The 22877-nt window shown below is 72.6% G+C and carries 22 protein-coding genes; 12 read left to right on the top strand and 10 right to left on the bottom strand.

The features are described from left to right. Positions 1-15: 15 nt before the first annotated feature. On the top strand, positions 16-1407 hold the full coding sequence (locus tag AB0L33_RS09195) for a trehalose-6-phosphate synthase (protein ID WP_365679184.1): 1392 nt from the start codon (positions 16-18) through the stop codon (positions 1405-1407). 16 nt (positions 1408-1423) lie between these two features. Here the strand turns inward: AB0L33_RS09195 and otsB are convergent, their stop codons facing one another. The 3 genes from otsB to AB0L33_RS09210 form a co-directional block, all read right to left on the bottom strand. After that, the gene (otsB, locus tag AB0L33_RS09200; RefSeq protein ID WP_365679186.1) at positions 1424-2257 is read right to left on the bottom strand and encodes a trehalose-phosphatase; all 834 of its coding nucleotides are present in this window, start codon (positions 2255-2257) and stop codon (positions 1424-1426) included. A 134-nt stretch (positions 2258-2391) separates the two neighbouring features. Then, on the bottom strand, positions 2392-2652 hold the full coding sequence (locus tag AB0L33_RS09205; protein WP_164401777.1) for a DUF3263 domain-containing protein: 261 nt from the start codon (positions 2650-2652) through the stop codon (positions 2392-2394). Between the two features lie 44 nt (positions 2653-2696). Next, complete coding sequence (locus tag AB0L33_RS09210) at positions 2697-3920, bottom strand: extracellular solute-binding protein (protein ID WP_365679442.1); 1224 nt, start codon at positions 3918-3920, stop codon at positions 2697-2699. Between the two features lie 321 nt (positions 3921-4241). Between AB0L33_RS09210 and AB0L33_RS09215 the strand changes: the two genes are divergently transcribed. The 5 genes from AB0L33_RS09215 (at position 4242) to AB0L33_RS09235 (ending at position 9344) form a co-directional block, all read left to right on the top strand. Further along, on the top strand, positions 4242-5156 hold the full coding sequence (locus AB0L33_RS09215) for a sugar isomerase (RefSeq protein ID WP_365679188.1): 915 nt from the start codon (positions 4242-4244) through the stop codon (positions 5154-5156). A gap of 85 nt (positions 5157-5241) precedes the next feature. Then, positions 5242-6174, top strand: a complete 933-nt coding sequence (locus AB0L33_RS09220) for an ROK family protein (RefSeq protein WP_365679190.1) — start codon at positions 5242-5244, stop codon at positions 6172-6174. Next, positions 6174-7334 (top strand): N-acetylglucosamine-6-phosphate deacetylase, encoded by a 1161-nt coding sequence (gene nagA, locus AB0L33_RS09225; RefSeq protein WP_365679192.1) that lies wholly within the window; start codon positions 6174-6176, stop codon positions 7332-7334. Before AB0L33_RS09220 ends, nagA begins: the two co-directional genes overlap by 1 nt. Before the next feature lie 150 nt (positions 7335-7484). Continuing rightward, positions 7485-8429, top strand: a complete 945-nt coding sequence (locus tag AB0L33_RS09230) for a 1-phosphofructokinase family hexose kinase (RefSeq protein ID WP_365679194.1) — start codon at positions 7485-7487, stop codon at positions 8427-8429. A 63-nt stretch (positions 8430-8492) separates the two neighbouring features. After that, positions 8493-9344 (top strand): class II fructose-bisphosphate aldolase, encoded by an 852-nt coding sequence (locus AB0L33_RS09235; protein WP_365679196.1) that lies wholly within the window; start codon positions 8493-8495, stop codon positions 9342-9344. Between the two features lie 78 nt (positions 9345-9422). Here AB0L33_RS09235 and AB0L33_RS09240 read toward each other — a convergent pair whose 3' ends face one another. Beyond that, positions 9423-10388, bottom strand: coding sequence for a carbohydrate-binding protein (locus AB0L33_RS09240; protein WP_365679198.1), 966 nt, complete (start codon positions 10386-10388; stop codon positions 9423-9425). 143 nt (positions 10389-10531) lie between these two features. Then, a complete protein-coding gene (cdgB, locus tag AB0L33_RS09245; RefSeq protein WP_365679200.1) occupies positions 10532-12163 on the bottom strand; it encodes a diguanylate cyclase CdgB in 1632 nt (543 codons plus the stop codon). Positions 12164-12609: 446 nt separating this feature from the next. Between cdgB and AB0L33_RS09250 the strand changes: the two genes are divergently transcribed. Beyond that, complete coding sequence (locus tag AB0L33_RS09250; protein ID WP_365679202.1) at positions 12610-13173, top strand: flavin reductase family protein; 564 nt, start codon at positions 12610-12612, stop codon at positions 13171-13173. A gap of 154 nt (positions 13174-13327) precedes the next feature. On the opposite strand, the gene arfB is transcribed toward AB0L33_RS09250, so the two are convergent. Then, a complete protein-coding gene (gene arfB, locus AB0L33_RS09255; RefSeq protein WP_365679204.1) occupies positions 13328-13762 on the bottom strand; it encodes an alternative ribosome rescue aminoacyl-tRNA hydrolase ArfB in 435 nt (144 codons plus the stop codon). A gap of 169 nt (positions 13763-13931) precedes the next feature. Here arfB and AB0L33_RS09260 point away from each other — a divergent pair, with 169 nt between their 5' ends. Then, positions 13932-14507 carry a TerD family protein gene (locus tag AB0L33_RS09260; RefSeq protein ID WP_365679206.1) on the top strand — a complete coding sequence of 192 codons (576 nt, stop codon included), beginning with the start codon at positions 13932-13934 and terminating at the stop codon, positions 14505-14507. Positions 14508-14738: 231 nt separating this feature from the next. Beyond that, positions 14739-16313 (top strand): M4 family metallopeptidase, encoded by a 1575-nt coding sequence (locus AB0L33_RS09265; protein WP_365679208.1) that lies wholly within the window; start codon positions 14739-14741, stop codon positions 16311-16313. Between the two features lie 24 nt (positions 16314-16337). Here AB0L33_RS09265 and AB0L33_RS09270 read toward each other — a convergent pair whose 3' ends face one another. Genes AB0L33_RS09270 through AB0L33_RS09285 form a run of 4 tightly spaced genes read right to left on the bottom strand, consistent with a single transcriptional unit; the run spans position 16338 to position 20183 of the window. Beyond that, positions 16338-17753, bottom strand: coding sequence for a M1 family metallopeptidase (locus AB0L33_RS09270; RefSeq protein ID WP_365679210.1), 1416 nt, complete (start codon positions 17751-17753; stop codon positions 16338-16340). A gap of 51 nt (positions 17754-17804) precedes the next feature. Next, on the bottom strand, positions 17805-18968 hold the full coding sequence (locus AB0L33_RS09275) for a YncE family protein (protein WP_365679212.1): 1164 nt from the start codon (positions 18966-18968) through the stop codon (positions 17805-17807). Then, the gene (locus AB0L33_RS09280; RefSeq protein WP_365679214.1) at positions 18965-19594 is read right to left on the bottom strand and encodes an ankyrin repeat domain-containing protein; all 630 of its coding nucleotides are present in this window, start codon (positions 19592-19594) and stop codon (positions 18965-18967) included. Before AB0L33_RS09280 ends, AB0L33_RS09275 begins: the two co-directional genes overlap by 4 nt. 31 nt (positions 19595-19625) lie before the next feature. Further along, a complete protein-coding gene (locus AB0L33_RS09285; protein ID WP_365679216.1) occupies positions 19626-20183 on the bottom strand; it encodes a heme-binding protein in 558 nt (185 codons plus the stop codon). A gap of 228 nt (positions 20184-20411) precedes the next feature. Here AB0L33_RS09285 and AB0L33_RS09290 point away from each other — a divergent pair, with 228 nt between their 5' ends. From AB0L33_RS09290 to AB0L33_RS09300, 3 genes are all read left to right on the top strand, one after another. Further along, positions 20412-21641: a sensor histidine kinase gene (locus tag AB0L33_RS09290; RefSeq protein ID WP_365679218.1), complete on the top strand. Its 1230-nt coding sequence runs from the start codon at positions 20412-20414 to the stop codon at positions 21639-21641. Beyond that, positions 21638-22294 (top strand): response regulator transcription factor, encoded by a 657-nt coding sequence (locus AB0L33_RS09295; protein ID WP_365679220.1) that lies wholly within the window; start codon positions 21638-21640, stop codon positions 22292-22294. The genes AB0L33_RS09290 and AB0L33_RS09295 overlap by 4 nt, the downstream gene beginning before the upstream one ends. Positions 22295-22372: 78 nt before the next feature. Beyond that, positions 22373-22870: a hypothetical protein gene (locus tag AB0L33_RS09300; RefSeq protein ID WP_365679221.1), complete on the top strand. Its 498-nt coding sequence runs from the start codon at positions 22373-22375 to the stop codon at positions 22868-22870. The last annotated feature ends 7 nt before the right edge of the window (positions 22871-22877 follow it).

Consider the following 22877-nt stretch of genomic DNA (forward strand, 5'->3'; position numbering starts at 1 on the left):
GGCTAGATTCCGGCCATGGTCTCCGAGCACGCACCCCAGCCCGCTGCCCAGGTTCTCGTCGCGTCCAACCGCGGCCCCGTCTCGTACGCCGTGGGCGACGACGGCACCCTCGAAGCGAAACGGGGCGGGGGCGGACTCGTCTCCGGCCTCAGCGCCGTGGACGACAAGATGTGGGTCTGCGCCGCCCTCGGCGACGGCGACCGCGAGGCGGTGCGCCGGGGGGTCGGCGAGCCGGGCGTCCGGATGCTCGACATCGACGCGCGGGTGCACGCCGACGCGTACAACGGCATCGCGAACTCCGTGCTGTGGTTCGTCCACCACATGCTGTACCAGACGCCCGTCGAGCCCGTCTTCGACGCGGAGTTCCGCAGGCAGTGGGCGTCCTTCGAGGCGTACAACCGCGCCTTCGCCGAGGCGCTGGCCGAGGAAGCGGGCGAGGGAGCGGCCGTCCTCGTGCAGGACTACCACCTCTCGCTGGTCCCCGGCATGCTCCGCGAGCTCCGCCCCGACCTGCGGATCGGCCACTTCTCGCACACCCCGTGGGCGCCCGTCGACTACTTCCGGCTGCTCCCCGACGACATCGCCGAGCAGCTGCTGCGCGGCATCCTCGGCGCCGACCGCGCCGCCTTCCTGACCCGCCGCTGGGCGGACGCCTTCATCGGCTGCTGCACGGAGATCCTGGGCGGCACCGGGCGCACCCGCGTCGGTGTCCACGGCCTGGGCGCCGACGCCGGATTCCTGCGGAGCCGGGCGCACGAGGCGGACGTGGACGAGCGGATGGCCGCCCTGCGCGAGCAGATCGGCCCCGACCGGAAGACCGTCGTCCGGGTCGACCGCACGGAACTCTCCAAGAACATCGTCCGGGGCCTCCACGCCTACCGCACCCTGCTGGACGAACACCCCGAGTGGCGCGAGCGCGTCGTGCACGTCGCCTTCGCCTACCCCTCGCGCCAGGACCTCGCGGTCTACCGCGAGTACACCGCGGAGGTCCAGCAGGTCGCCGACGCGATCAACAAGACGTACGGCACGGCCGGCTGGACCCCGGTCGTCCTGCACGTCAAGGACGACTTCGCCCGCTCGCTCGCCGCGTACCGGCTGGCCGACGTCGCCCTCGTCAACCCGATCCGGGACGGCATGAACCTGGTCGCCAAGGAGGTCCCGGTCGTCTCCGACGAGGGCTGCGCACTGGTCCTGTCGCGGGAGGCCGGAGCCTACGAGGAGCTGGGCGAGCACGCGTTCACGGTCAACCCGTACGACGTCTCGGCCACGGCGGACGCGCTGCACGAGGCGCTGACGCTCCCGGACGACGTGCGGGCCGCCCGCACGGAACGGCTGGCCGAGGCGGCGACCGCGCTGCCGCCGCAGCAGTGGTTCCTGGACCAGCTGGACGCGCTGCGGCGGGACTAGGGCGGTCCTGGCGTCCTCAGGCGAGGCGGTCGGCGAGGTCCCGCAGGTACCGCACGACCGCGCCCGGCCCCGGCAGGGCCAGGTCGGCGCGTTCGGCGAGCTCCGGCACCTCGGCGCTGCCGCTGCAGACGAGCAGCCCGGGGACGGGTGCCGCCCGGTCCGTGCGCAGCTTCTCCACGGCCGCGAACGCGGCGAGGTCGCCCAGGTCGTCGCCCGCGTACAGCACGGACGTGGCGCCGATCTCACGCACGTACTCGGTGAGCGCGACGCCCTTGTCCATGCCCGGCGGGCGCAACTCCAGGACCAGGCGCCCCGGTTCGACGATCAGCCCGTGCCGCGCGGCCAGCTCGCCGAGGGGCCCGCACAGCGCGTCGAACGCGGCCTGCGGGTCGGCGGCGCGGCGGGTGTGCACGGCGAGGGCGCGGCCCTTGTCCTCGGTCCAGGTCTCCCCCTCGGGGTCGAACCGCGCGAGTACGCCGGGGAGTTCGGCGCGCACGGCGTCCACTCCCGGGTGCGGGGCGGGGGCGTGCACGGTCCCGGTCACGGCGTCCCAGCGCTCGGCGCCGTAATGCCCGAGCACGACGAGGTGGTCGAGCCCTTCGACCCCGGCGACCCCGGCATACCGCACGGCGACCTCGGCGGGGCGCCCGGTGATCACGGCCACGGACGCGACCTTCGGCGCGAGGGCGGCGAGCGCCGCCACGGCTCCGGGGTGCGCCCGCGCCTGCTCGGGGTCCGGCACGATGTCCGCCAGCGTCCCGTCGAAGTCGAGCGCGACGAGGGCCTGGGCCGGCCGGGCGAGGATGGCTTCCAGCCCGGTGCGGCCTGCGATTGTCTGTGGGGTGCCCATGCGCTTGAGCGTATCGCCGCGGACCCCCGATGCGGGGGCGCTGCCCCCGTACCCCCGCTGCTCAATCGCCGCAGGGGCTTGATTTTGCCTCCGCCGGCGTTTGAGGCGCGGGGTCCGGGGCGGAGCCCCGCCTCCTACCGCCGCCCCCGCCGGGCCTCCCGTACGCGCCGAAGGCGATTCACCGTCACCGGGTCCTCCTCCAACGCCCGCCGGTCATCCAGCAACGCGTTCAGCAGCTGGTAATACCGTGTCGGCGACAACCCCAGCCGCTCCCGGATCGCCCGCTCCTTCGCCCCCGCCCCCGCCCACGACTGCCGCTCCACCGCCAGCACCGCGCGATCGCGGTCGGACAGTGGCGCGGACTCGGCAGGGCCGTTCGGGGGGTGGGCGGTCATATCAGCCAATATATGGCGCGACCCGCCCCCGCGGAACGCGGAGGCTACTCCGCCGCCTCCGCCTGCGTCGCATCCCGCGCTATCCGCTCCAGCACGCTCCGCGGGGTCACCCCCGGCTCCACCGCCTCGCCGATGTGCTCCTTGATCGACTCGCTCGCCGCCGCCCAGGACGTCTTGCCGAACGGGTAGAACTCCGACTCCGGGAGCGCCGCCAGGAACTGGTGCAGCGGCTTGTACTTGGCGTCGTCCTCCATCGCCGCGGACGCGCTGTTCGTGGGCGGCAGCAGGTCGTACATGTCGGCGAACTCGATCACGTTCTTGTCGCTGAACAGGTAGTCGAAGAACTTGCCGATCTCGACCCGGTGATCGTTCTGCTTGAAGCCCATGATCCAGTCGGCGACGCCCATCGACCCCTCGGTGGGGCCGTGCTCACCGGGCAGCGGGACCATGCCGACCTGGACGCCCTGCTTCTGCGCCTCCTCCATCAGCGTGGGGTGGCCGTTGAGCATGCCGACCTTCCCCTTCGAGAACTCCTCGAACGCCTTCGCGCGGTTCAGCTTGCCGGGGGCGACCGGCCCGACGAGGCCCTTGTCCACGAGCTTCGACTTCAGCCAGTCGAACGTCTTGACGTTCGCCTCGGAGGCGATGTCGTACGAGCCGACCTCATCGGTGTAGGCGCCGCCCCCGCTGAGCATCCACATCAGGGTCTCGGCCTGGGACTCCTCCGGGCCGAGCGGCAGCGCGAAGGGGTAGGACACCCCGCGCTGCTTGAGCGCGGCGGCGTCGGAGGCTATGTCGCTCCAGGTCTTGGGGGCGTCGAGGCCGGCCTGCGAGAAGAGCTTCTTGTTGTAGAAGAGCAGCCGGGTGGAGGCGACGAACGGCAGCCCGTACTGGACGCGGTTGACCTGCCCCGCGTCGATCAGCTTCGGCAGGAAGTTGGCCTGGGTGGGGATGCTCAGCATCTCGTCGGCCGAGTAGAGCTTCCCGGCCTTCGCGTAGTCCGCGTAGGCGCCGATCTGCGCGATGTCGGGGGCCTTGCCGTCCTTGACCATCTTGGCGACGTCGCGGTCGATGTCGGTCCAGGGCAGGACGGTCACGTCGACCTTGATGCCGGGGTGGGACGCCTCGAAGCCGCGGGCGATGCCGTCCCAGTACGTGTCGGACTTGTTGGCCTCGCTCGTGCCGTAGTCGGCCGCGACCAGCTTCAGCGTCACGTCGCCGGAGCCACCGCTCGTGCCGCAGCCCGACAGCGTCGCCGTCATCCCCATCACGGCGACCGCCGCCGTCAGTCCCAAGTAACGCCGCTGCACTGCTCAGTCCGTCCTCGTCGATTGCACCGCCCGCCGCACCCACGTCCGCGCGGGGCACTCCGGGTGAGCTGCGATTTTCCCCGCCACCGGCCTAGAGGTCTACACCACGGAGGTATCGCTTCCACAACGCAGCAGCATTGCACGGGGCCCCTGGCGACTGCTAAGTAGGTCTCGACGTACGGGTCTTATTGGTCCAGACCTTTAGCCGACGGCGCGTCAGTTCTCTTACCGGCCCGTTCCGTCGCCCCGACCCCGCCCAGCCGCAAGGAGCCGCTCCGCATGTCGCGTACCGCATCTGAGATTGCCACCCAGCCGAGCTGCTGGCGGCGCGCCGCACAGGCGGGCGCGGAGTTCGGGGGGCTGCCGAAGCCGGGCGAGCGCGTCGCCGTCACGGGATGCGGCACCTCGTGGTTCATGGCCATCGCGTACGCGGCCCTCCGGGAGGCCGCGGGGCAGGGCGAGACGGACGCGTACGCCTCCTCGGAATTCCCGGTGGGGCGGCCGTACGACCGGGTCGTCGCGATCACCCGTTCCGGTACCACGAGCGAGGTGCTGGCGCTCCTCGGCGAGCTGCGCGGGAAGACCGCCACCGTCGCGCTGACCGGCGACCCCAAGACGCCCGTGATGGAGGCCGCCGACGCGGTCGCGGTGCTGGACTGGGCGGACGAGGAATCAGTGGTCCAGACCCGGTTCGCGACGACCGCGCTCGCCTTCCTGCGGGCGGGCCTGGAGGCGGCCGGTCCGCTTCCCGCGGGCGTGAAGACGGTCGCCGAGGCGGCGGTCGACGCGGAGCTCGCGGTGACCGAGCCGCTGGCCGAGGCGGTGGTCGCGGCCGAGCAGTGGACGTTCCTGGGGCGCGGCTGGACCTACGGTCTCGCCCAGGAGGCCGGGCTGAAGATGCGCGAGGCGGCCGGTGCCTGGACCGAGTCGTACCCGGCGATGGAGTACCGCCACGGCCCGATCGCGATCACCGGCCCGAACCGGGTGGCCTGGGTCTTCGGCGCCCTGCCCGAGGGGCTGGCCGGCGAGGTCGCGGCGGTCGGCGGGACACTCGTCGCACACGGCACCGCGGACCCGATGGCCGACCTGATCCGGGCGCAGCGGCTCGCGGTGGTGCTGGCCGAGTCGAAGGGGTACGACCCCGACCACCCCCGCAACCTCTCGCGCAGCGTGATCCTGCCGCAGCAGTCGTAACCGGTACCGGGATTTTGTATGGAGGCGCAACAAACAGCACTAGTGGACTAGACCTTTTGGGGTCGCTCGGGCGAAACTGTTCCACGTGAAACACGTCATCGCCCTCGATGTGGGCGGCACCGGAATGAAGGCCGCACTGGTCGGGGCCGACGGCGCCCTGCTCCACGAGGCGCGGCGCGCGACCGGCAGAGAGCGCGGCGCCGACGCCGTCGTGGAGTCGATCCTCGCCTTCGCCGCCGAACTGCGGACGTACGGCGAGGAGAACTTCGGCGAGAGCGCCCTCGCGGCCGGTGTCGCCGTGCCCGGCATCGTCGACGCGGAGAAGGGGGTCGCCGTCTACGCGGCGAACCTGGGCTGGCGCGACGTACCCATGCGGCAGCTGCTCGGCGAACGGCTCGGCGGCGTGCCCGTGGCCCTCGGCCACGACGTCCGCACCGGCGGGCTCGCCGAGGGCCGGATCGGCGCAGGCCGGGGCGCCGACCGCTTCCTCTTCATCCCGCTCGGCACCGGGATCGCCGGAGCCATCGGCATCGCCGGGGCGATCGAGGAGGGCGCCCACGGCTACGCGGGCGAGATCGGCCACATCGTGATCCGGCCGGACGGCCCGGACTGCGGCTGCGGCCAGCGCGGCTGCCTGGAGACCCTGGCCTCCGCCTCCGCCGTCAGCCGCGCCTGGGCGGCCGCGTCCGGCGACCCGAAGGCGGACGCCGCCGACTGCGCCAAGGCCGTCGAATCCGGCGACCCGAAGGCGATCGAGGTCTGGCAGAACGCCGTCGACGCACTCGCCGCCGGGCTGGTCACCGCACTCACCCTGCTGGACCCGCGCACGCTCATCATCGGTGGCGGGCTCGCCGAGGCCGGGGAAACCTTGTTCACACCACTCCGTGCGGCCGTCGAGGAACGCGTCACGTTCCAGAAGCTGCCCCACATCGTCCCGGCGGCCCTCGGGGACACCGCCGGATGCCTGGGCGCAGGGCTGCTCGCCTGGGATCTACTCTCCACGGAGGTATCCGCCTGATGGCCGGACGCGCAGACAGCACCGTTCTCGCAGGGGCCCGGGTGGTACTGCCCACCGGCACGGTCGAGAACGGCCGGGTGATCGTCGAGGGCACCCGCATCTCCGGCACCCAGGCCGAGAACGCCCCGGTCCTGGACCTCGCCGGCCACTGGGTCGTCCCCGGCTTCGTGGACATGCACAACCACGGCGGCGGCGGCGCCTCCTTCACCTCCGGCACCGTGGACGAGGTCCTGACCGGCGTCCGCACCCACCGCGAGCACGGCACCACCACCCTCGTCGCCTCCACGGTCACCGGCGAGATGGACTTCCTCGCCGAACGCGCCGGCATCCTCTCGGAACTGGTCGAGCAGGGCGACCTGGCCGGCATCCACTTCGAGGGCCCCTTCATCTCCCCCTGCCGCAAGGGCGCCCACAGCGAGGCCCTGCTGCGCCACCCGGACCCGGCCGAGGTCCGCAAGCTGATGGACGCCGCGCGCGGCACCGCGAAGATGTTCACCCTCGCGACCGAACTGCCCGGCGGCATCGAGTCCGTACGCCTGCTCGCCGAGCACGGCGTCATCGCGGCCATCGGCCACACCGACGCCACGTACGAGCAGACCGTGGAGGCGATCGACGCGGGCGCCACCGTCGCCACGCACCTCTACAACGCGATGCCCGGCATCGGCCACCGCGCGCCCGGCCCGATCGCCGCGCTCCTGGAGGACGAGCGGATCACCGTCGAGCTGATCAACGACGGCACCCACCTGCACCCGGCCGCGCTCGAACTGGCCTACCACCACGCGGGCGCCGACCGCGTCGCCCTCATCACCGACGCCATGGACGCCGCCGGCTTCGGCGACGGCCGCTACCAGCTCGGCCCGCTCGCCGTGAACGTCGAGAACGGCGTGGCCCGGCTGGTCGAGGGCAACTCCATCGCCGGGTCCACCCTCACCCTGGACACCGCCTTCCACCGCGCCGTCACCATCGACCGCATCCCCGTCGAGGACGTCGTCACGTCCATCTCCGCCAACCCGGCGCGGCTCCTCGGCGTGTACGACAAGGTCGGCTCGCTGGAGCCCGGCAAGGACGCCGACCTGGTCGTTCTCGACGAGGACTTCCGCCTCAAGGGCGTCATGCGCAAGGGCGAGTGGATCGTCCGGCCCGAGGCCGCGGCGGGCTGAGGACCTACGTAACGAAGAGACGGCGGTTGGCCCCGAGGTCTGGGCCGACCGCCTCCTCTTTGGCATGATCGCCTGGGAAACCAGCACGGAAAGCGCGTTCTCCCAAGGAATCGGCGCGCAGCACGGAACGAACGCGAAAGGGCGGCCGCGGTGATCCTCACGGTCACGCTGAACACGGCACTCGACCTCACCTACTCCGTCCCCGCCCTCGTCCCGCACTCCAGCCACCGGGTCACCGACCTCTCCGAACGCCCCGGCGGCAAGGGCCTCAACGTCGCCCGCGTCCTCACCGCCCTCGGCCACGACACCGTCGTCACCGGCTTCGCCGGCGGCGCCACCGGGGCCGTCCTGCGCGACCTGCTCGCCGCGCTCCCCCGGCAGAGCGGCACCCTCACCGACGCGCTCGTCCCCGTCTCCGGCGACACCCGCCGCACCCTCGCCGTGGCCGACGCGGCCACCGGTGACACCACCCAGTTCAACGAGGCGGGACCGCACGTCACCGCCGACGAGTGGACTGCCTTCCTCGGCGCCTACACCGGCCTGCTGAAGACCGCCGACGCCGTCGCCCTGTGCGGCAGCCTCCCGCCCGGCATCCACGTCGGCGCGTACGGCGAACTCGTCCGGCTCGCCCGCACCGCAGGCGTCCCCGTCCTCCTGGACACCAGCGGCGAACCGCTGCGCCGGGGCATCGCCGCCCGCCCCGACCTGATCAAGCCGAACGCCGACGAGCTGGCCCAGCTCACCGGCTCCCGCGAGCCCCTGCGCGCCACCCGCGACGCCCGGCGCCGCGGCGCCCACGGCGTCATCGCCTCACTCGGCCCGGACGGCATGCTCGCCGTCACCCCGGACGGCGTCTGGCGGGCCTCGCCGCCCGCCCCCGTCAAGGGCAACCCGACCGGAGCGGGCGACTCCGCGGTGGCCGGGCTGCTCTCCGGCCTGGTGGAGTCCCTGAGCTGGCCGGACCGGCTGCGCCGGGCGGTGGCACTGTCGACGGCGACCGTGCTGGCCCCCACCGCGGGCGACTTCGACCGCACGGCGTACGAGGAGCTGCTGCCGCGCGTCGCCATCGAGGAACACGCAGCGGGGGCGGCCTGACGCCGCGCCCCGCCCCGCACCGGGCCCGCCCGCCGGGCCCGGAGAAACAAACAGAGGTCAGCAATGCCGCTCGTCAGCACCGGTGAACTCGTCTCGGCCGCCCAGGCCCAGGGACGCGGGATCGCCGCCTTCAACGTCATCACCCTGGAACACGCGGAGGCCATCGCCACCGGCGCCGAACGCGCCGGCGCGCCCGCCATCCTCCAGGTCTCCGAGAACGCCGTGAAGTTCCACGGCGGCCGGCTCACCGCCATAGCCGCGGCCGCCGCCGCGGTCGCCCGGACCTCCTCCGCGCCGCTCGCCCTGCACCTCGACCACGTCGAGTCCGTGGACCTGCTCCACCAGGCCCACGACGAGGGCTTCGGCTCCGTGATGTTCGACGCGTCCAAGCTCTCCTACGAGGACAACGTCCGGGCCACCGCCGAGGCCGTCGCCTGGGGTCACGAGCGCGGGATCTGGATCGAGGCCGAGCTCGGCAAGGTCGGCGGCAAGGAGGGCGAGGCCCCGCTCGACGCCCATGCCCCCGGCGTCCGCACCGACCCGGACGAGGCCGCCGCGTACGTCGCCGCGACCGGCGTGGACGCCCTCGCCGTCGCGGTCGGCTCCTCGCACGCCATGACCGAGCGCACCGCCGCCCTCGACCACGAGCTCATCGGCCGGCTCCGCGCCGCCGTCCCCGTCCCGCTCGTCCTGCACGGCTCCAGCGGCGTCCCGGACGCCGAGATCCGCCAGGCCGTCGCCTCCTCCGGCATGGTCAAGATCAACGTCGGCACCGCCCTGAACACCGCGTTCACCGGCGCCGTCCGCGCCCACCTGGCCGAGAACACCACGGGCGTCGACCCCCGCAAGTACATCGCCCCCGGCCGCGAGGCCATGGCCGCGACGGTCGCCGGCTTCCTCGCCCTGATGGGCTGAGCCGGCCCCGCAACGCCGGAAAACGCGCCGGCCCCCCTGCCCGGAGGCAGGGGGGCCGGTCGGTCGTGCGCCGGACGGTCAGCGGGTCTGGTGACCGGCCTTCAGCGACAGCTGGTCCAGGTTGGCGTCGCACTGATCGCCCTCGTTGCACGAGATCATCAGCGTGTTCGAACCCTTGACGAGGTTGACGTAGGCGTACGTCGTCGTCCAGCCCTTCTCCAGGTCGCCCTCGGGGGCGTTGGCGAAGTTCTTCATGTTGATGGAGCGCGGGTCTTCCTGGTTGACCGTGAGCGAGGTCTTGGCGTCCTTGCCCGGCACGCCGTACGTCACGAACAGGGTGTACTCACCGGCCTCCGGCACCTCGACGGACCAGGTCGCCGAGCGGCCCACCTCATTGAGGTTGATGTACTGCCCGTTCGCGCTCTTGGCGCCCTTCACGGAGTTGTCGAGCTGCGCCGTGCCACCCAGCAGGAGCGCGGCCGCGTCCTGCTTCGGGAGCTCCGCCGGGGCCGAGGACGAGGGGGACGTCTCCGGGGTCGGGGACTGCTCGACCTGCTTGCCCGGGCCCTCCGAGGACGTCGCCTCGGGCTTCTTGTCCTTGTCGCCGTCGCTCGTCATCAGCGCCGCGCCGATGCCGACGAGTACCACCGCGACCACCGCGACCGCCGCGATCAGCAGTCCCTTGGTGTTCGGGCCGCCCTTGCCGGAACCGCCGCCGCGACCGCCCTGCTGCGGCACCTGCGCGGTGGCCGCGCCGCCGGGATAGGTCTCCGGAGCGGCGTACTGCGGGCTGGGCTGACCGTACTGGCCCTGGGGCGGGTAGCCGTACGCCTGCTGCGGCGGCACCTGCTGCCCGTACTGGCGCTCCCCGACGGTCCGCACCTGGTTGTACGAGGTCCGGGGCACACCCGGCTGGGCGGCGGGACCCGGGTAGCCGTAGCCGCCCTGCCCCGGCGGCTGCGCACCGGCCGCCTGCCCGTCCGCGTAGAGGTAGCCGAACGGATCGTCGTCCTCGGGTGTGCTCGCGCCGTTGTTCCCGGCCATCCCTGGGTCACTCCTCACCATGTCGCCAGCCGTCGCCGAATATCGCCAGCCGTCGCCGACCGGCCGAGCCTACCTCGAATGGACGATGTCAAGAATGGACGAGGACCTCGGCCGGAACCCGGGCGGGGACGCCCGGAAGAACGTCAGCCGGCTCTGCGGTGAACCTTCGACCGCGACCGCTTCTCCACGTACATCCGCTGGTCGGCGGAGCGCAGCACCTCTTCCGCGGTCATCCCGCAGGCCGCCCAGCCGATGCCGAAACTCGCCCCCACGCGCACCGCGCGCCCGTCGACCCGAATGGGCGGAATGATCGCATTGCGCAGGCGAACGGCCAGGTCAGCCGCGTCCGCCGCACCCAGCCCGTCCGCGAGGACGACGAATTCGTCACCCCCGAGCCGGGCGACCGTGTCCCCGTCCCGGACGCAGGTGGTCAGCCGCCGTGCCACCTCGATGAGCACCGCGTCACCCGTGTGGTGCCCGAAGCGGTCGTTGATCGACTTGAAGCCGTCCAGGTCGCAGAACAGGACCGCCAGCCCCTTCGCACCGTCGTCCCGCGATGTGTCCGGCGCCACGACGTGCACATGGTGGTCGAAGGGGTGGGCGCCCGGACCGGCCGGGTAGTGCCCCCGCGACTCGTCCAGGTCCCCGTACGCCGCGTCCAGCGCCTCCACGTCCGTGGTCGCCGCCGCGTCCGGGCGGGCGCACAGCCGGGCGCCGAGCCGGGCCCGCAGCTCCGCGCTGTTGGGCAGCCCGGTGAGCGCGTCGTGCGAGGCGCGGTGCGCGAGGTTCAGCTCATGGCGCTTGCGCTCCTCGATGTCCTCCACGTGCGTCAGCAGGAAGCGCGGCCCGTCCGCCGTGTCCGCGACGACGGAGTTGCGCAGCGACACCCACAGGTAGGAGCCGTCCCGGCGCCCCAGGCGCAGCTCGGCCCGGCCGCCCTCGGCGGAGGTACGGAGCAGGGTGCCGATGTCCTCGGGGTGGACCAGGTCGGCGAAGGAGTAGCGGCGCAGCACCGACGCGGGGCGGCCCAGCAGCCGGCACAGCGCGTCGTTCGTCCGCAGCAGCCGCCCCTGCTGGTCGCCGCCCAGCTCGGCGATCGCCATGCCGCTGGGGGCGTACTCGAATGCCTGGCGGAAGGATTCCTCACTGGCCCGGAGCGCCTGCTGTTCGCGCTCCAGCCGGACCAGGGCCCGCTGCATGTTGGCCCGGAGCCGGGCGTTGCTGATCGCGATGGCGGACTGCGAGGCGTACATGTGGAGCGCCTCGCGGCCCCAGGCGCCCGGGCGGCGTCCGTTGCGCGGCCGGTCGACGGATATGACGCCCAGGAGGTCCGAGCCGCCGCCGGACGCGTACATCGGGGCGTACAGCCGGTCCTGCGGATGCCACTCGTCCTCGAAGCGGGGCTCCGGGCCCTCCGTGTGCCACTGCGGCACGTCGTCGTCGAGGAGGACCCAGCCCTCGGTGTGCGGTATGAACCGGAGCCCGCCCCACGCCTCGCCCATGACGAGCCGCCGCTCCCAGGAGGCGCGGGAGCCGACCCGGCCGGTGATCAGGGCCTCGGCGGCGTGGTTCCCGGCGAGGGCGGCGACGACGAGGTCGCCGTCGGGACGGACGAGGTTGACGCAGGCGAGCTCGTAGCCGAGGTTGGCGACGATCCCGTCGGCCACGGTCTGCAGTGTGTCGGCCAGACTCCGCGCCGTGTTGAGATCGGCGACGGCCTGGTGCAGCTGCCGCATCGTCGCGAGACGGACGTAGGGCTCCGACTCGGCGTCCATCGCTCGCACTCCCCGAGACCTCGACAGCACTCCAGAATTCATATCGACGTACGTGACGTACTTACTGCAGTGTCACGGCCACTGAATCACAGCGAGCTGTGCACTCGGTACACAGGGTCAGCAAATATTGCACTCTGTGACTCAAGTCACAAACGAGCGGGAAGGGGTCAGGGCAGGTCAGCGGGGTGCACGGGAGCCGACGGTCCTAGGTCCTGTCGTCAAGTTCCCGTCGTCCGCCCGGAGGGCGGGCCGGGCGGCGTCAGGTGCGTGCTCTCGCTGTGCCGGCCCCAGACCCCTGTACTGGACGTACCGGGGTCTGGGGCCGGTGCGGCGAGAGTGCGTGCATGGCGTCGCCCAGCAGACGGGAATGTGACGACAGGACCTAGGACCCGGCTGGTCCCCTGGCCCGATGCGGGGGCACGAGACGCGCGGCTAGCGTTCCCGGTGTGTTGCAGACGAAACCCCCCACCCCGCGTACCGAGCCCGTCCCCCATGCTGAGGGGGTGAGCAACGAAGAGTTCCGGGCCGCCCTGTCCCGGCTGGCGGCCGGCGTGGTGCTGGTCACCGCCCAGGAGCCGCCGCTCGACGCGGACGGGCGCGGCGAGGACGTCGGCATGACCGCGACCGCCTTCATGTCGGTGTCCCTGGACCCGCCGCTGGTGATGGTGAGCCTGCGCAACGACTCCCGGATGGACGACCTGCTCGCGGAGCAGCCGCTGTGGGCGGTGTCCGTGCTGGCGGAGAGCCAGCGGCACATCGCGGGCCGGTTCGCGATGAAGGGCCGGATCAGCGACCGGCTGCTCTTCGAGGACATCCCGTACGTGCGCGGCGAGGTCACCGGCGCCCCACTGGCGGGCGGCGCGCTCGCGACGCTGGAGTGCCGCACGGAGCAGCGGGTGCTCGCGGGCGACCACACCCTGGTGATCGGCCGCGTGCTGAGCGCGCACGTCCCGGGCGGCGACGGCGGACCGCTCACGTACTTCCGGGGCAAGTACCGCCATCTGGGCTGAGCGAAGCGGGCCGGTGGCCCGCAGCGCCGGGGACCGGGTGAGCCGGGCGGCCGGCAGCGCCGGGTCGAGTGCGCCTTGCGCCGGGCCGGGCGCGGACACCGTCCCACCCCGGACCGGGCGCGGAGACCCCCCGGGGCCGGGCCCGGAGACCGCCCTACCAGTCGCGCCCCGAGCGGCCCCGCTTCGTGTCGCTGCGCTGCTTCTTCTCGCGCAGCCGGCGTTCGTTGATCCCGCGCGGGACCTTCTTCTTCACGCGCGGCCTGGGGGGCGGGGCGGACGCCTCCGCCAGGAGGGCCGCGAGGCGTACGGCGGCCGTCTCCCGGTTGCGCCACTGCGAGCGGTGCTCCGACGCGCGTACGGCGATCACCCCGCCGGTCAGCCGGCCCGCCAGCCTCTCCAGCGCGCGTTCCTTCCACACCTCGGGCAGCGCCTCGGTGGCCGCGAGGTCGAAGCGCAGTTCGACCTGCGAGTCGCTGGTGTTGACGTGCTGGCCGCCGGGCCCGGAGGACCGCGAGAAACGCCACATCAGCTCGGCCTCCGGCAGGGAGACCGAACCTCGGATGACATAGGGCCCGGACATGACACCCATGTTCCCCGCCCCACCAGCTGTTCGTCACCTCTTTTTGCGGCGCTCCGGCGCCTCTTCGGCAAAGAAAGCAAAGGCGGGCGGAACCTCGCGGTCCCCTGTCGGCGTTATGACCTGTGACGGTAGCTTCGTGACCGCGAAGCCCGCACCCGACAGATGAAAGGGACTTCCCATGGCAGTAAGCCTGTCCAAGGGCGGCAACGTCTCCCTCACCAAGGAGGCCCCCGGCCTCACCGCCGTCACGGTCGGCCTCGGCTGGGACGTCCGTACCACCACCGGCACCGACTTCGACCTCGACGCCTCGGCGATCGCGGTCAACGCCGCCGGCAAGGTCTACTCCGACGCCCACTTCGTCTTCTTCAACAACAAGGCGACCCCGGACCAGACCATCGTGCACACCGGTGACAACGTCACGGGTGAGGGTGAGGGCGACGACGAGCAGATCAACGTCAACCTGGCGGGCCTTCCGGCCGACATCGACAAGATCGTCTTCCCGGTCTCCATCTACGACGCCGAGACCCGCAGCCAGAACTTCGGCCAGGTCCGCAACGCGTACATCCGCATCCTCAACCAGGCCGGCGGCGCCGAGATCGCCCGCTACGACCTGAGCGAGGACGCCGCCACCGAGACCGCCATGGTCTTCGGCGAGCTGTACCGCAACGGCGCCGACTGGAAGTTCCGCGCCGTGGGCCAGGGCTACGCCTCCGGCCTGCGCGGCATCGCCCAGGACTTCGGCGTCAGCCTCTGACGCCCAGCTGAGGAGCCCCCGGCCGAACGTCCTGCGGCCGGGGGCTCCCGCATGTCCGGAGACCCGGTCATGACCGATCAAAGGCCGCCGGATAACGGACATGACAGCGCCTCAGTCGGACAAGAACCGGTCAAGGAAATGTGAGGCATTTGTTGGTACACCGTCAATATTGCCGATTCGGTGGCAGGCTCCCGGCTCGTAACCCCCCACGGAACGAGCAACGGAGTCTGCATGACCCCCCACATGAACACCCGTCGCGCCGCAGCCCTGGCCGCCGTGGCCGCGATGGTCGTCGTCGGAATGCAGTCCGGTGCGGCGAACGCCCACCCGAACACCCCCGGCGACTCCGCCTCCGCCTCAACCACCCCGGCCTTCAGCAGCGCGTCGGCCCGTGCCGCCGCGATCGAGTCCGCCCAGTCCGACGTCTCCGCCACCGCCTCCGCACTGAAGCTGGGCGCCAAGGAGAAGCTGATCGCGCGTGACGTGATCAAGGATGCCGACGGCACCGTCCACACCCGCTACGAGCGCACCTACGCCGGGCTGCCCGTCCTCGGCGGCGACCTCGTCACCCACGCCACCGCCAACGGCAAGCTCAAGAGCGTCACCAAGGCGACCGACGCCCGCATATCCGTGCCGTCCACCACGCCGAAGGTCAAGACCGCGGCGAGCGCCCGCACCGTGATCTGGGCCGGCGACGGAACCCCCGTCCTCGCCCTGGAATCCGTCAGGACCGGAGTCCAGAAGGACGGCACCCCCAGCCGCAAGCGCGTCATCACCGACGCCACCACCGGCAAGGTCCTCCTGAGCTACGAGGAGATCGAGACCGCCGGTGTCGGCAACAGCCAGTACAGCGGCAAGGTCGACCTCACCACCACCGCGTCCGGCTCCGGCTTCGAGCTGACCGACGGCGACCGCGGCGGCCACAAGACGTACGACCTGGGCCAGGGCCAGAGCGGCACCGGCGACCTCGTCACGGACGACGACGACACCTGGGGGGACGGCACCGGCAACGACCGCCAGACCGCCGCCGTCGACGCCCACTACGGCGCCGCCAAGACCTGGGACTTCTACAAGTCCGCCTTCGGCCGGGACGGCATCGCGGGCGACGGCAAGGCCGCGTACTCCCGGGTCCACTACGGCGACGCGTACGTCAACGCCTTCTGGGACGACAGCTGCTTCTGCATGACGTACGGCGACGGCGCCGACAACAAGAGCGCCCTCACCGCCCTCGACGTCGCCGGCCACGAGATGAGCCACGGCCTCACCTCGTCCACCGCCAACCTGAACTACTCCGGCGAGTCCGGCGGGCTCAACGAGGCCACCAGCGACATCCTCGGCACCTCCGTCGAGTTCTTCGCCGACAACGCGACCGACGTCGGCGACTACCTCATCGGCGAGAAGATCGACATCAACGGCGACGGCAGCCCGCTGCGCTACATGGACGAGCCCAGCAAGGACGGCGGCTCGGCCGACTACTGGGACAGCGGCGTCGGCGACCTCGACGTCCACTACTCCTCCGGCGTCGCCAACCACTTCTTCTACCTGCTGTCCGAGGGCAGCGGCGCGAAGACCATCAACGGCGTCGACTACGACTCCCCGACCTCCGACGGCTCCACCGTCACCGGCATCGGCCGGGACAAGGCCGTCCAGATCTGGTACAAGGCCCTGTCCGAGTACATGACCTCCACCACCGACTACGCGGACGCCCGCACCGCCACCGAGAAGGCGGCGACCGACCTCTACGGTGCCGACAGCGCCGAGCTCAAGGCCGTCGACGCGGCGTGGAGCGGCGTCAACGTGAAGTAACCCCTACGCGGGAGCGGGAGCCGGTCAGCCGTCCGCGGCGGGCCGGCTCCCGCCGTACAACCACGCCTTCCACAGGTCCGACAGGTCCTGCCCCGTCTCTTCCTCCACGTAGGCCGTGAAGTCGGCCGTCGACGCGTTGCGGTGCCGGTACTTCTTCGTCCACCCCCGCAACAGCGCGAAGAACTCGTCGTCGTCGTCCACCGCCTCGCGGATCTTGTGGATGACCATCGCCCCGCGCCCGTACACCGGATCGTCCGAGATGGCCGCCGCCGACGGCGGATCGGCGGGCGGGAACGCCCAGTTGTCCTTGTCCTCGTAGGCGTCCTCGAACGACTCCTCGGCCGGGGTGTCGTTCTTCTCCTCCTCCCACAGCCACTCCGCGTACGTCGCCAGGCCCTCGTTCAGCCACATGTCGCGCCAGCTCTCCGGCGTGACCGAGTCGCCGAACCACTGGTGCGCCATCTCGTGGACGAGCAGCCCGACGCTCGGCGGTCCCGGGAAGAACGGCCGGTTCTGCGTCTCCAGGGCGTACCCCGCGTCGTCCTCGCGGTCCACGATCGCGCCCGTCGCGGAGAACGGATACGGACCGAAGTGCTCCGCTTCCCACGCCACGACCTCCGGGACCCGGGCGACCGTCCGCGCGCTCTCCTTCGCCACCTCCGGGTCCACGGCGGTGAACACCGTGATGCCGCCGGCCATCGTGGACGTCTTCGTCTCGAACCGCCCGACGGCCAGCGTCGCGAGATAGCTCGCCATCGGCTCGGCGGTGTGCCAGCGGAAGGTGGTCCGGCCCTTCTCCGTCACCGGCGGCCCGGCGAGCACGCCGTTGGAGACCGCCGTGAGCCCCTTCGGGACGGTGACCGTCAGGTCGTACGCGGCCTTGTCGCCGGGGTGGTGGTTGCCCGGGAACCAGGCCATCGAACCGGTCGGCTCACCGAGGGCCAGCGACCCGTCGTCGGTGGGCAGCCAGCCCTCCTCGGACTCGTCCGGGTCCGTGATGGTCTTCGGGGACCCGGAGTAGCGCACGACCGTGCGGAACGTCTCGCCCTTCCGCAGCCGGTCCTCCGCCTTCGCGTCCGTACGGAGCGTCAGCTCGTTGCCCGCCCGGTTCACGGCGGCCGGACGCCCCTCCACGGTCGCCGAATCCACGGTCAGCCCGGCCAGGTCCAGATTGAACGAGCTCAGGTCCTGCGTGGCCCGCGCGGTGATCTCGGCCGTCCCGCGCAGGGTCTGTTCGTCCGGGTCCACGTCGAGCGTGAGCGCGTAGTGCGTGACGTCGTAGCCCCCGTTGCCGAGCTTCGGGAAATACGGATCGCGCACTCCGGACGCGCCCGGCTTGCCCTCCACCCCGCCCGTGCAGGCGGGCGCGAGGAGCGCGAGGGCGAGCAGCGGGAGGGCGGCGCGTACGGCCCTTCGGCGAGCCGGGGTTCGATGATCCACACGGATGATCCTATGTGCGGAATGTCGTAATCCGGAGGTGGTGCGGCGCGCTCACAGCACCGCGATCCCCAGCGGCCGTTCGCCCGCCGCGAGACGGACCGGCGGAGTCCTCCCGTCGAGCGCGACGACCGTGATCCCGTTCCAGTAGCCGTCCCGGGTGAAGCCTCCCGTGACGTACGCCGTACGGCCGTCCCGGGACACGGCGACGTCCTCGTGCGGGCCGTCCAGCTTCGCGACGCGTTCCGAACCGTCCGGCTCACGGATCGTCAGCGACGCCTCCTCGTCGTCGGAGGCGATCGGGCCGGTGCCGACCACGAGCAGGGTGCCGTCGGGGGCGAGCGCCGCGCCGTGCTGGTGGGTGTCGGCCGTCATCCGCTCGACGGCCACCTTCCCGGTGCGCGGGTCGAGGACCGCGAGCCGCTCGCCCTCGAACGGCAGCAGCAGCTTCCCGTCGGACGGCCGGACCACCGCGTAGTGCGGCTTCAGCCAGGACCCGAGCCCGCCCTCGGTGCCGTACGGGGCGACCTCCATGCGGCGCGCGCGGAGCGTGTCCGTACGGACGGACGTCACGTCGAACGAGTCGTGTCCGGTGGCGTACGCCTCCGAGCCGTCGCGCGACACGTCCACGTCGAAGGGCCGGCGCCCCACGGGAACCGTGCCGGTCACCTTCCGGGTCGCGGTGTCGATGACCTCGAGGACCCCGTTGCCGTCGGGCACGTTGACGCCGACATAGGCGTGCCGGCCGTCGGGGGCCAGGGCGATGCCCATTCCGCCGCCCCGGTACTCCCCCGTCGTCACGGGTCCGGTCCGCGTCCGGTACGGGATACGGGCCTCCCGCGTCCGCTTCTCGGTGTCCACGACCGCGACGCCCTCGGCGGTGGTGACCCACGCCCGCCCGTCCGCGCCGACGGCGACGCCATAGGGGGCCGTACCGACCCTCACCCGGTCGAACGTGCCCCGCTCCGGATCGACGAAGCTGACGGTGTCGCCCCCGAAGTCGGCGACGAGCAGCGTCCCTTCGGGGGTCGCCCCGGGCTCGGGCGTGGCGGTGGGCGCGGGGGCCCGCGCGGCGGGCGAGGCGCCGGAGGACGCGGGCGCGTCGGTGGCGGCGCACCCGGCGAGCACGGACGCGGCGGCGACGGCGGCCAGGAGGCCGGGGAGGGGGCGGCGGGCGCGGTCCCGGCGGACCCGGGCCCCGGCGCGGCGGGCACTCACCGCGCACCCCCGCTGTCCGGCGCCTCCGCGCCCTCCGCGCCCCGCAGCAGCGCCGCGATCCGCGCGAACCCGCGCCGCTCCGCGTGCTCCAGCGCCGTCACCCCGTCGCCGTCCGGCAGCCCCGGGGCCGCGCCCGCCGCGAGCAGCAGCTCCACGATCTCCTGGTGCGCCCGGCCGCCGTCGCCGAGGATCACGGCCTCCAGCAGGGCGGTCCAGCCCAGCCGGTTGACGTGGTCGACGTCGATGTCGGTGACCCTCAGCAGCTCCCGTACGTACGCGACGTGGCCGCGTTCGCTCGCCGGGATCAGCGCGATCCCGCCGAACCGGTTGCGCAGCTTCAGATCCGGACCGGCCGGCAGCAGGACGCGCAGCATCTCCACGCTGCCCGTGACACCGGTGGCCAGCCAGGGGCTCTCCTCGCGCCGGTCCTGCGCGTCCGGATCGGCGCCCGCCGCGACGAGCAGCCGGGCGGCCCCGACGTGGTCCCCGTGGACGGCCAGGAGCAGCGGGGTGCGCAGCTCCTCGTCGCGGGCGTCGACCCGGGCACCGCCCTCGATCGCGGTCCGCACTCCGTCGGTGTCGCCGGTGCGCGCGGCGTCGAGCAGCTGGTGATCGAGGGCGTTCATGTCCGTCTCCCGGAAGGTGTGCGCGTACGTACTACTTGGCGAGGGCGGCGACGCCGGCCTGCGCGAACTTCTCGTCCAGGTCACCGCTCGGGGCGCCCGCGACGCCGATGCCCGCCACCGGGGCGCCCTTGACCTGCACGGGGGCGCCGCCCGCGAGGAACAGCGTGCCAGGGATGTCCTTCAGGTTCGGCGCCTGGGCCAGGCGCTTGGCCAGCTCGGAGGTCGGGGCGTTCCAGGACACGGCGGTGTACGCCTTCTTCTCGGCCGACTCGTACGCCTGCGGGCCCGAGCCGTCGCCGCGCAGGGTCAGGATCGTGTTGCCGTTGCGGTCGACCACCGAGACCGCGACGCGCTGGTTCTCCTTCTTCGCCGCGTCCAGGGCGGCCTGCGCGGCCTTCGTCGCGGCGTCGAGCGTCAGGTGCGTCGTCTGCTGGAGGTTGCGGTTCGCGGTGTCGGCCTTGACGGTGGTCGCGGGGGCGGCGGCCGGGGTGGACGCGTTGGCGGACATCGCGCCGAAGGTGCCGGCCCCGAGGGCGGCGGCGGCGACGGCACCGGTCAGGACACGGGTGCGCAGCGACATCTTCTTCATCAGGGGCTCCTCAGCGGGGGGGCGGAAGCGGGTGGTTCCCGCGTCCTGTCATCCATCGTTGGGCCGGAACCGCCCCCGGACGGTCGTCGTAGCGGCTCGTCCCGGCGCCCGGGACGGCTGACGTCCCCATCGGCCGATCGGTTGATGCGGGGACGGCCCTCCGGGGTGACGATGGAATGTCCACGCAGGTCAGCAGGGGTCCCTTCGGACCGTAGATCGGAGTACGAGGTGGCTCAGGAGTACGAGGACGGGCCACGGGCCGTGCCGGGGCGGGACGCCGACGACACCCGCTCCCTCGCCCTCCTCATGCACGCCGCGTTCTTCCTGCTCCTCGGCGCCTCGCTCGCCCGGTTCCTGCTCCGGCACCCCGGTGAGGCCCGCACGCCGTGGATCATCGGTCTGTCCGTCGCCCTGGCCGTGCTCTACGTCATGGGGCCCGTGCTCGGCTCGCGCCCCACCGCCCGCAGCCTCGTCTGGCTCGGCGGGCTGGTCGTCGTGTGGATGGTGGTGGTCGTCCTCGCGCCCAGCTTCGCCTGGTGCGCGGTGCCGCTCTTCTACACCGGGCTGCGCATCCTGCCGCCCCGCGCCGCGTACGCGCTCGTCGCCCTGCTGACGCTGTTCGTCGTCGCCGCGCAGCTCCGCCTCGCGCACGGCTTCGACCCCAACCTCGTGCTCGCCCCGCCCGCCGTCGCCGCCGTCGCCACCGCCGTGTTCGTCCACATGCAACGCCAGGCCGTACGGCAGGGCAGGCTCATCGACGATCTGCTCCGCACCCGCCGCGAACTCGCCGCCACCGAGCGCCGCGAGGGCACCCTCGCCGAACGCCAGCGGCTGTCCATGGAGATCCACGACACCCTCGCCCAGGGCCTGTCCAGCCAGCAGATGCTCCTCCAGGCCGCCGACCGCACCTGGGACACCGACCCGGCCGCCGCCCGGCGCCACATCCGTACCGCCGGGGGCATCGCCGAACGCAACCTCGCCGAGGCCCGCCGCTTCGTCCACGACCTGGCCCCCGCCGACCTGGCCGAGGGCGGCGGGCTCGACGCGGCCCTGCACGCCCTCGCCGCCCGCGAAACCGCCCAGGCGCAGGGCAGGCTCACCGTCCGCTGCCACATCGAGGGCACCCCGCACACCGTCCTGCCCGACCGCACCCAGTCCGCACTGCTGCGGATCGCCCAGGGCGCCCTGGCCAACGTCACCGAACACGCGGGCGCCACCGAGGCCGCCCTCACGCTCACGCACCTGGACGACCGCACCGTCCTCGACATCGCCGACAACGGCCACGGCTTCACGCCCACCGCCACGGCCCCCGGCGGGGTGCGCGGCCACGGGCTGCCCGCCATGCGCGCCCGCCTCCATCAGCTCGGCGGCACCCTCACCATCGAGTCGGCGCCCGGCGAAGGCACCGTCGTCACCGCCACCGTCCCCGTCGTCACCGCACCCCAGGACTCCGCATGACCGCCGACCACCGCACACCGGAACGCACCGCCGACCGCATCCGCATCCTGCTCTGCGACGACCACGCCGTCGTACGCGCCGGGCTCCTCGCCCTCCTCGGCAGCGAACCCGACATCGAGGTCATCGGCGAGGCGGGCAGCGGCGAGGAGGCCGTCGCGCTCGCCGCCCGGCTCGCCCCCGACGTCGTCCTGATGGACCTCCAGCTCGGCACCGGCATCGACGGCGTCGAAGCGACCCGCCGCATCGCGGCCGGCCCCGGCACCCACGTCCTGGTCCTCACCACGTACGACACCGACGCCGACATCACGCGCGCCATCGAGGCCGGCGCCACCGGCTATCTGCTCAAGGCCGAACGCCCCGAGGAGCTGTTCGCCGCGATCCGCTCCGCCGCCCAGGGCCGCACCACGCTCTCCCCGCCCGTCGCCAGCCGCGTGATGGCCCGCATGCGCGCGCCCCGCCCCACCCTCACCGACCGCGAGCGCGACATCCTCGGCCAGCTCTCCCGGGGCCTCGGCAACCGCGAGATCGCCCGCGCCCTGTTCATCAGCGAGGCGACGGTCAAGACGCACCTCGGCCGCATCTACGACAAGCTCGGCGTCGACACCCGCGCGGGCGCCGTCGCCGTCGCCAAGGAACAGCGCCTGCTGCCCTGAAGCCCCGCCCGCCGGTGCCGGACCCCCAGCCCGCCCGCTGATGCCGGGCCGACACGCCGGGCATGACACCATCGAACCGTGCTCGACATCGGCTACTCCCTCTCCCGCCGCTTCCCCGACCCCCCGCAGACCGACTACCGCCGCGCGGACGTCCACGCGCTGCGGCACGACCTGTTCTCGGGGGACGTCTACCTCGCGGACACCAAGGAGGACCGCGAAGTATCCACAGCCTGGGGATGGGTGCCGGTGCTCGACTTCGCCTGGGCGCTGTGCGACATCGTGGAGCGCATCGACCAGGACCCGCGCGGCAGCCGCTCGCACCGCCGCCAGCAGGCCGAACTCGACTTCACCGAGTCCACCGACCGCATGCTCTTCGAGCGCCGCTTCGGCTGGGTCGACATCGAGGCCGACTGGATGGACCCCGAGGAACCGCCGCTCACCTTCAGCCACTCCCTCCTGCGCCGCGAAGCCCGCGACTTCCTGCACGACCTGATCGCCGACCTGGCCGACATGCACGAGGGCCTGGCCGACAACCCGACCGTCTGGGACCTCCAGGCCCGCTTCCCCCGCCTCTGACCGGGCC

It is taken from the genome of Streptomyces sp. NPDC052299 (assembly GCF_040679335.1).
GTDB lineage: Bacteria > Actinomycetota > Actinomycetes > Streptomycetales > Streptomycetaceae > Streptomyces.

What these genes read in the sequence shown, in the direction of transcription:
- AB0L33_RS09195 (WP_365679184.1), top strand. Translation starts at nt 16, where the DNA reads ATGGTCTCCGAGCACGCACCCCAGCCCGCTGCCCAGGTTCTCGTCGCG.
- otsB (WP_365679186.1), bottom strand. Translation starts at nt 2,257, where the DNA reads ATGGGCACCCCACAGACAATCGCAGGCCGCACCGGGCTGGAAGCCATC.
- AB0L33_RS09205 (WP_164401777.1), bottom strand. Translation starts at nt 2,652, where the DNA reads ATGACCGCCCACCCCCCGAACGGCCCTGCCGAGTCCGCGCCACTGTCC.
- AB0L33_RS09210 (WP_365679442.1), bottom strand. Translation starts at nt 3,920, where the DNA reads ATGGGGATGACGGCGACGCTGTCGGGCTGCGGCACGAGCGGTGGCTCC.
- AB0L33_RS09215 (WP_365679188.1), top strand. Translation starts at nt 4,242, where the DNA reads ATGTCGCGTACCGCATCTGAGATTGCCACCCAGCCGAGCTGCTGGCGG.
- nagA (WP_365679192.1), top strand. Translation starts at nt 6,174, where the DNA reads ATGGCCGGACGCGCAGACAGCACCGTTCTCGCAGGGGCCCGGGTGGTA.
- AB0L33_RS09235 (WP_365679196.1), top strand. Translation starts at nt 8,493, where the DNA reads ATGCCGCTCGTCAGCACCGGTGAACTCGTCTCGGCCGCCCAGGCCCAG.
- AB0L33_RS09240 (WP_365679198.1), bottom strand. Translation starts at nt 10,388, where the DNA reads ATGGCCGGGAACAACGGCGCGAGCACACCCGAGGACGACGATCCGTTC.
- cdgB (WP_365679200.1), bottom strand. Translation starts at nt 12,163, where the DNA reads ATGGACGCCGAGTCGGAGCCCTACGTCCGTCTCGCGACGATGCGGCAG.
- arfB (WP_365679204.1), bottom strand. Translation starts at nt 13,762, where the DNA reads ATGGGTGTCATGTCCGGGCCCTATGTCATCCGAGGTTCGGTCTCCCTG.
- AB0L33_RS09260 (WP_365679206.1), top strand. Translation starts at nt 13,932, where the DNA reads ATGGCAGTAAGCCTGTCCAAGGGCGGCAACGTCTCCCTCACCAAGGAG.
- AB0L33_RS09265 (WP_365679208.1), top strand. Translation starts at nt 14,739, where the DNA reads ATGACCCCCCACATGAACACCCGTCGCGCCGCAGCCCTGGCCGCCGTG.
- AB0L33_RS09280 (WP_365679214.1), bottom strand. Translation starts at nt 19,594, where the DNA reads ATGAACGCCCTCGATCACCAGCTGCTCGACGCCGCGCGCACCGGCGAC.
- AB0L33_RS09285 (WP_365679216.1), bottom strand. Translation starts at nt 20,183, where the DNA reads ATGAAGAAGATGTCGCTGCGCACCCGTGTCCTGACCGGTGCCGTCGCC.
- AB0L33_RS09295 (WP_365679220.1), top strand. Translation starts at nt 21,638, where the DNA reads ATGACCGCCGACCACCGCACACCGGAACGCACCGCCGACCGCATCCGC.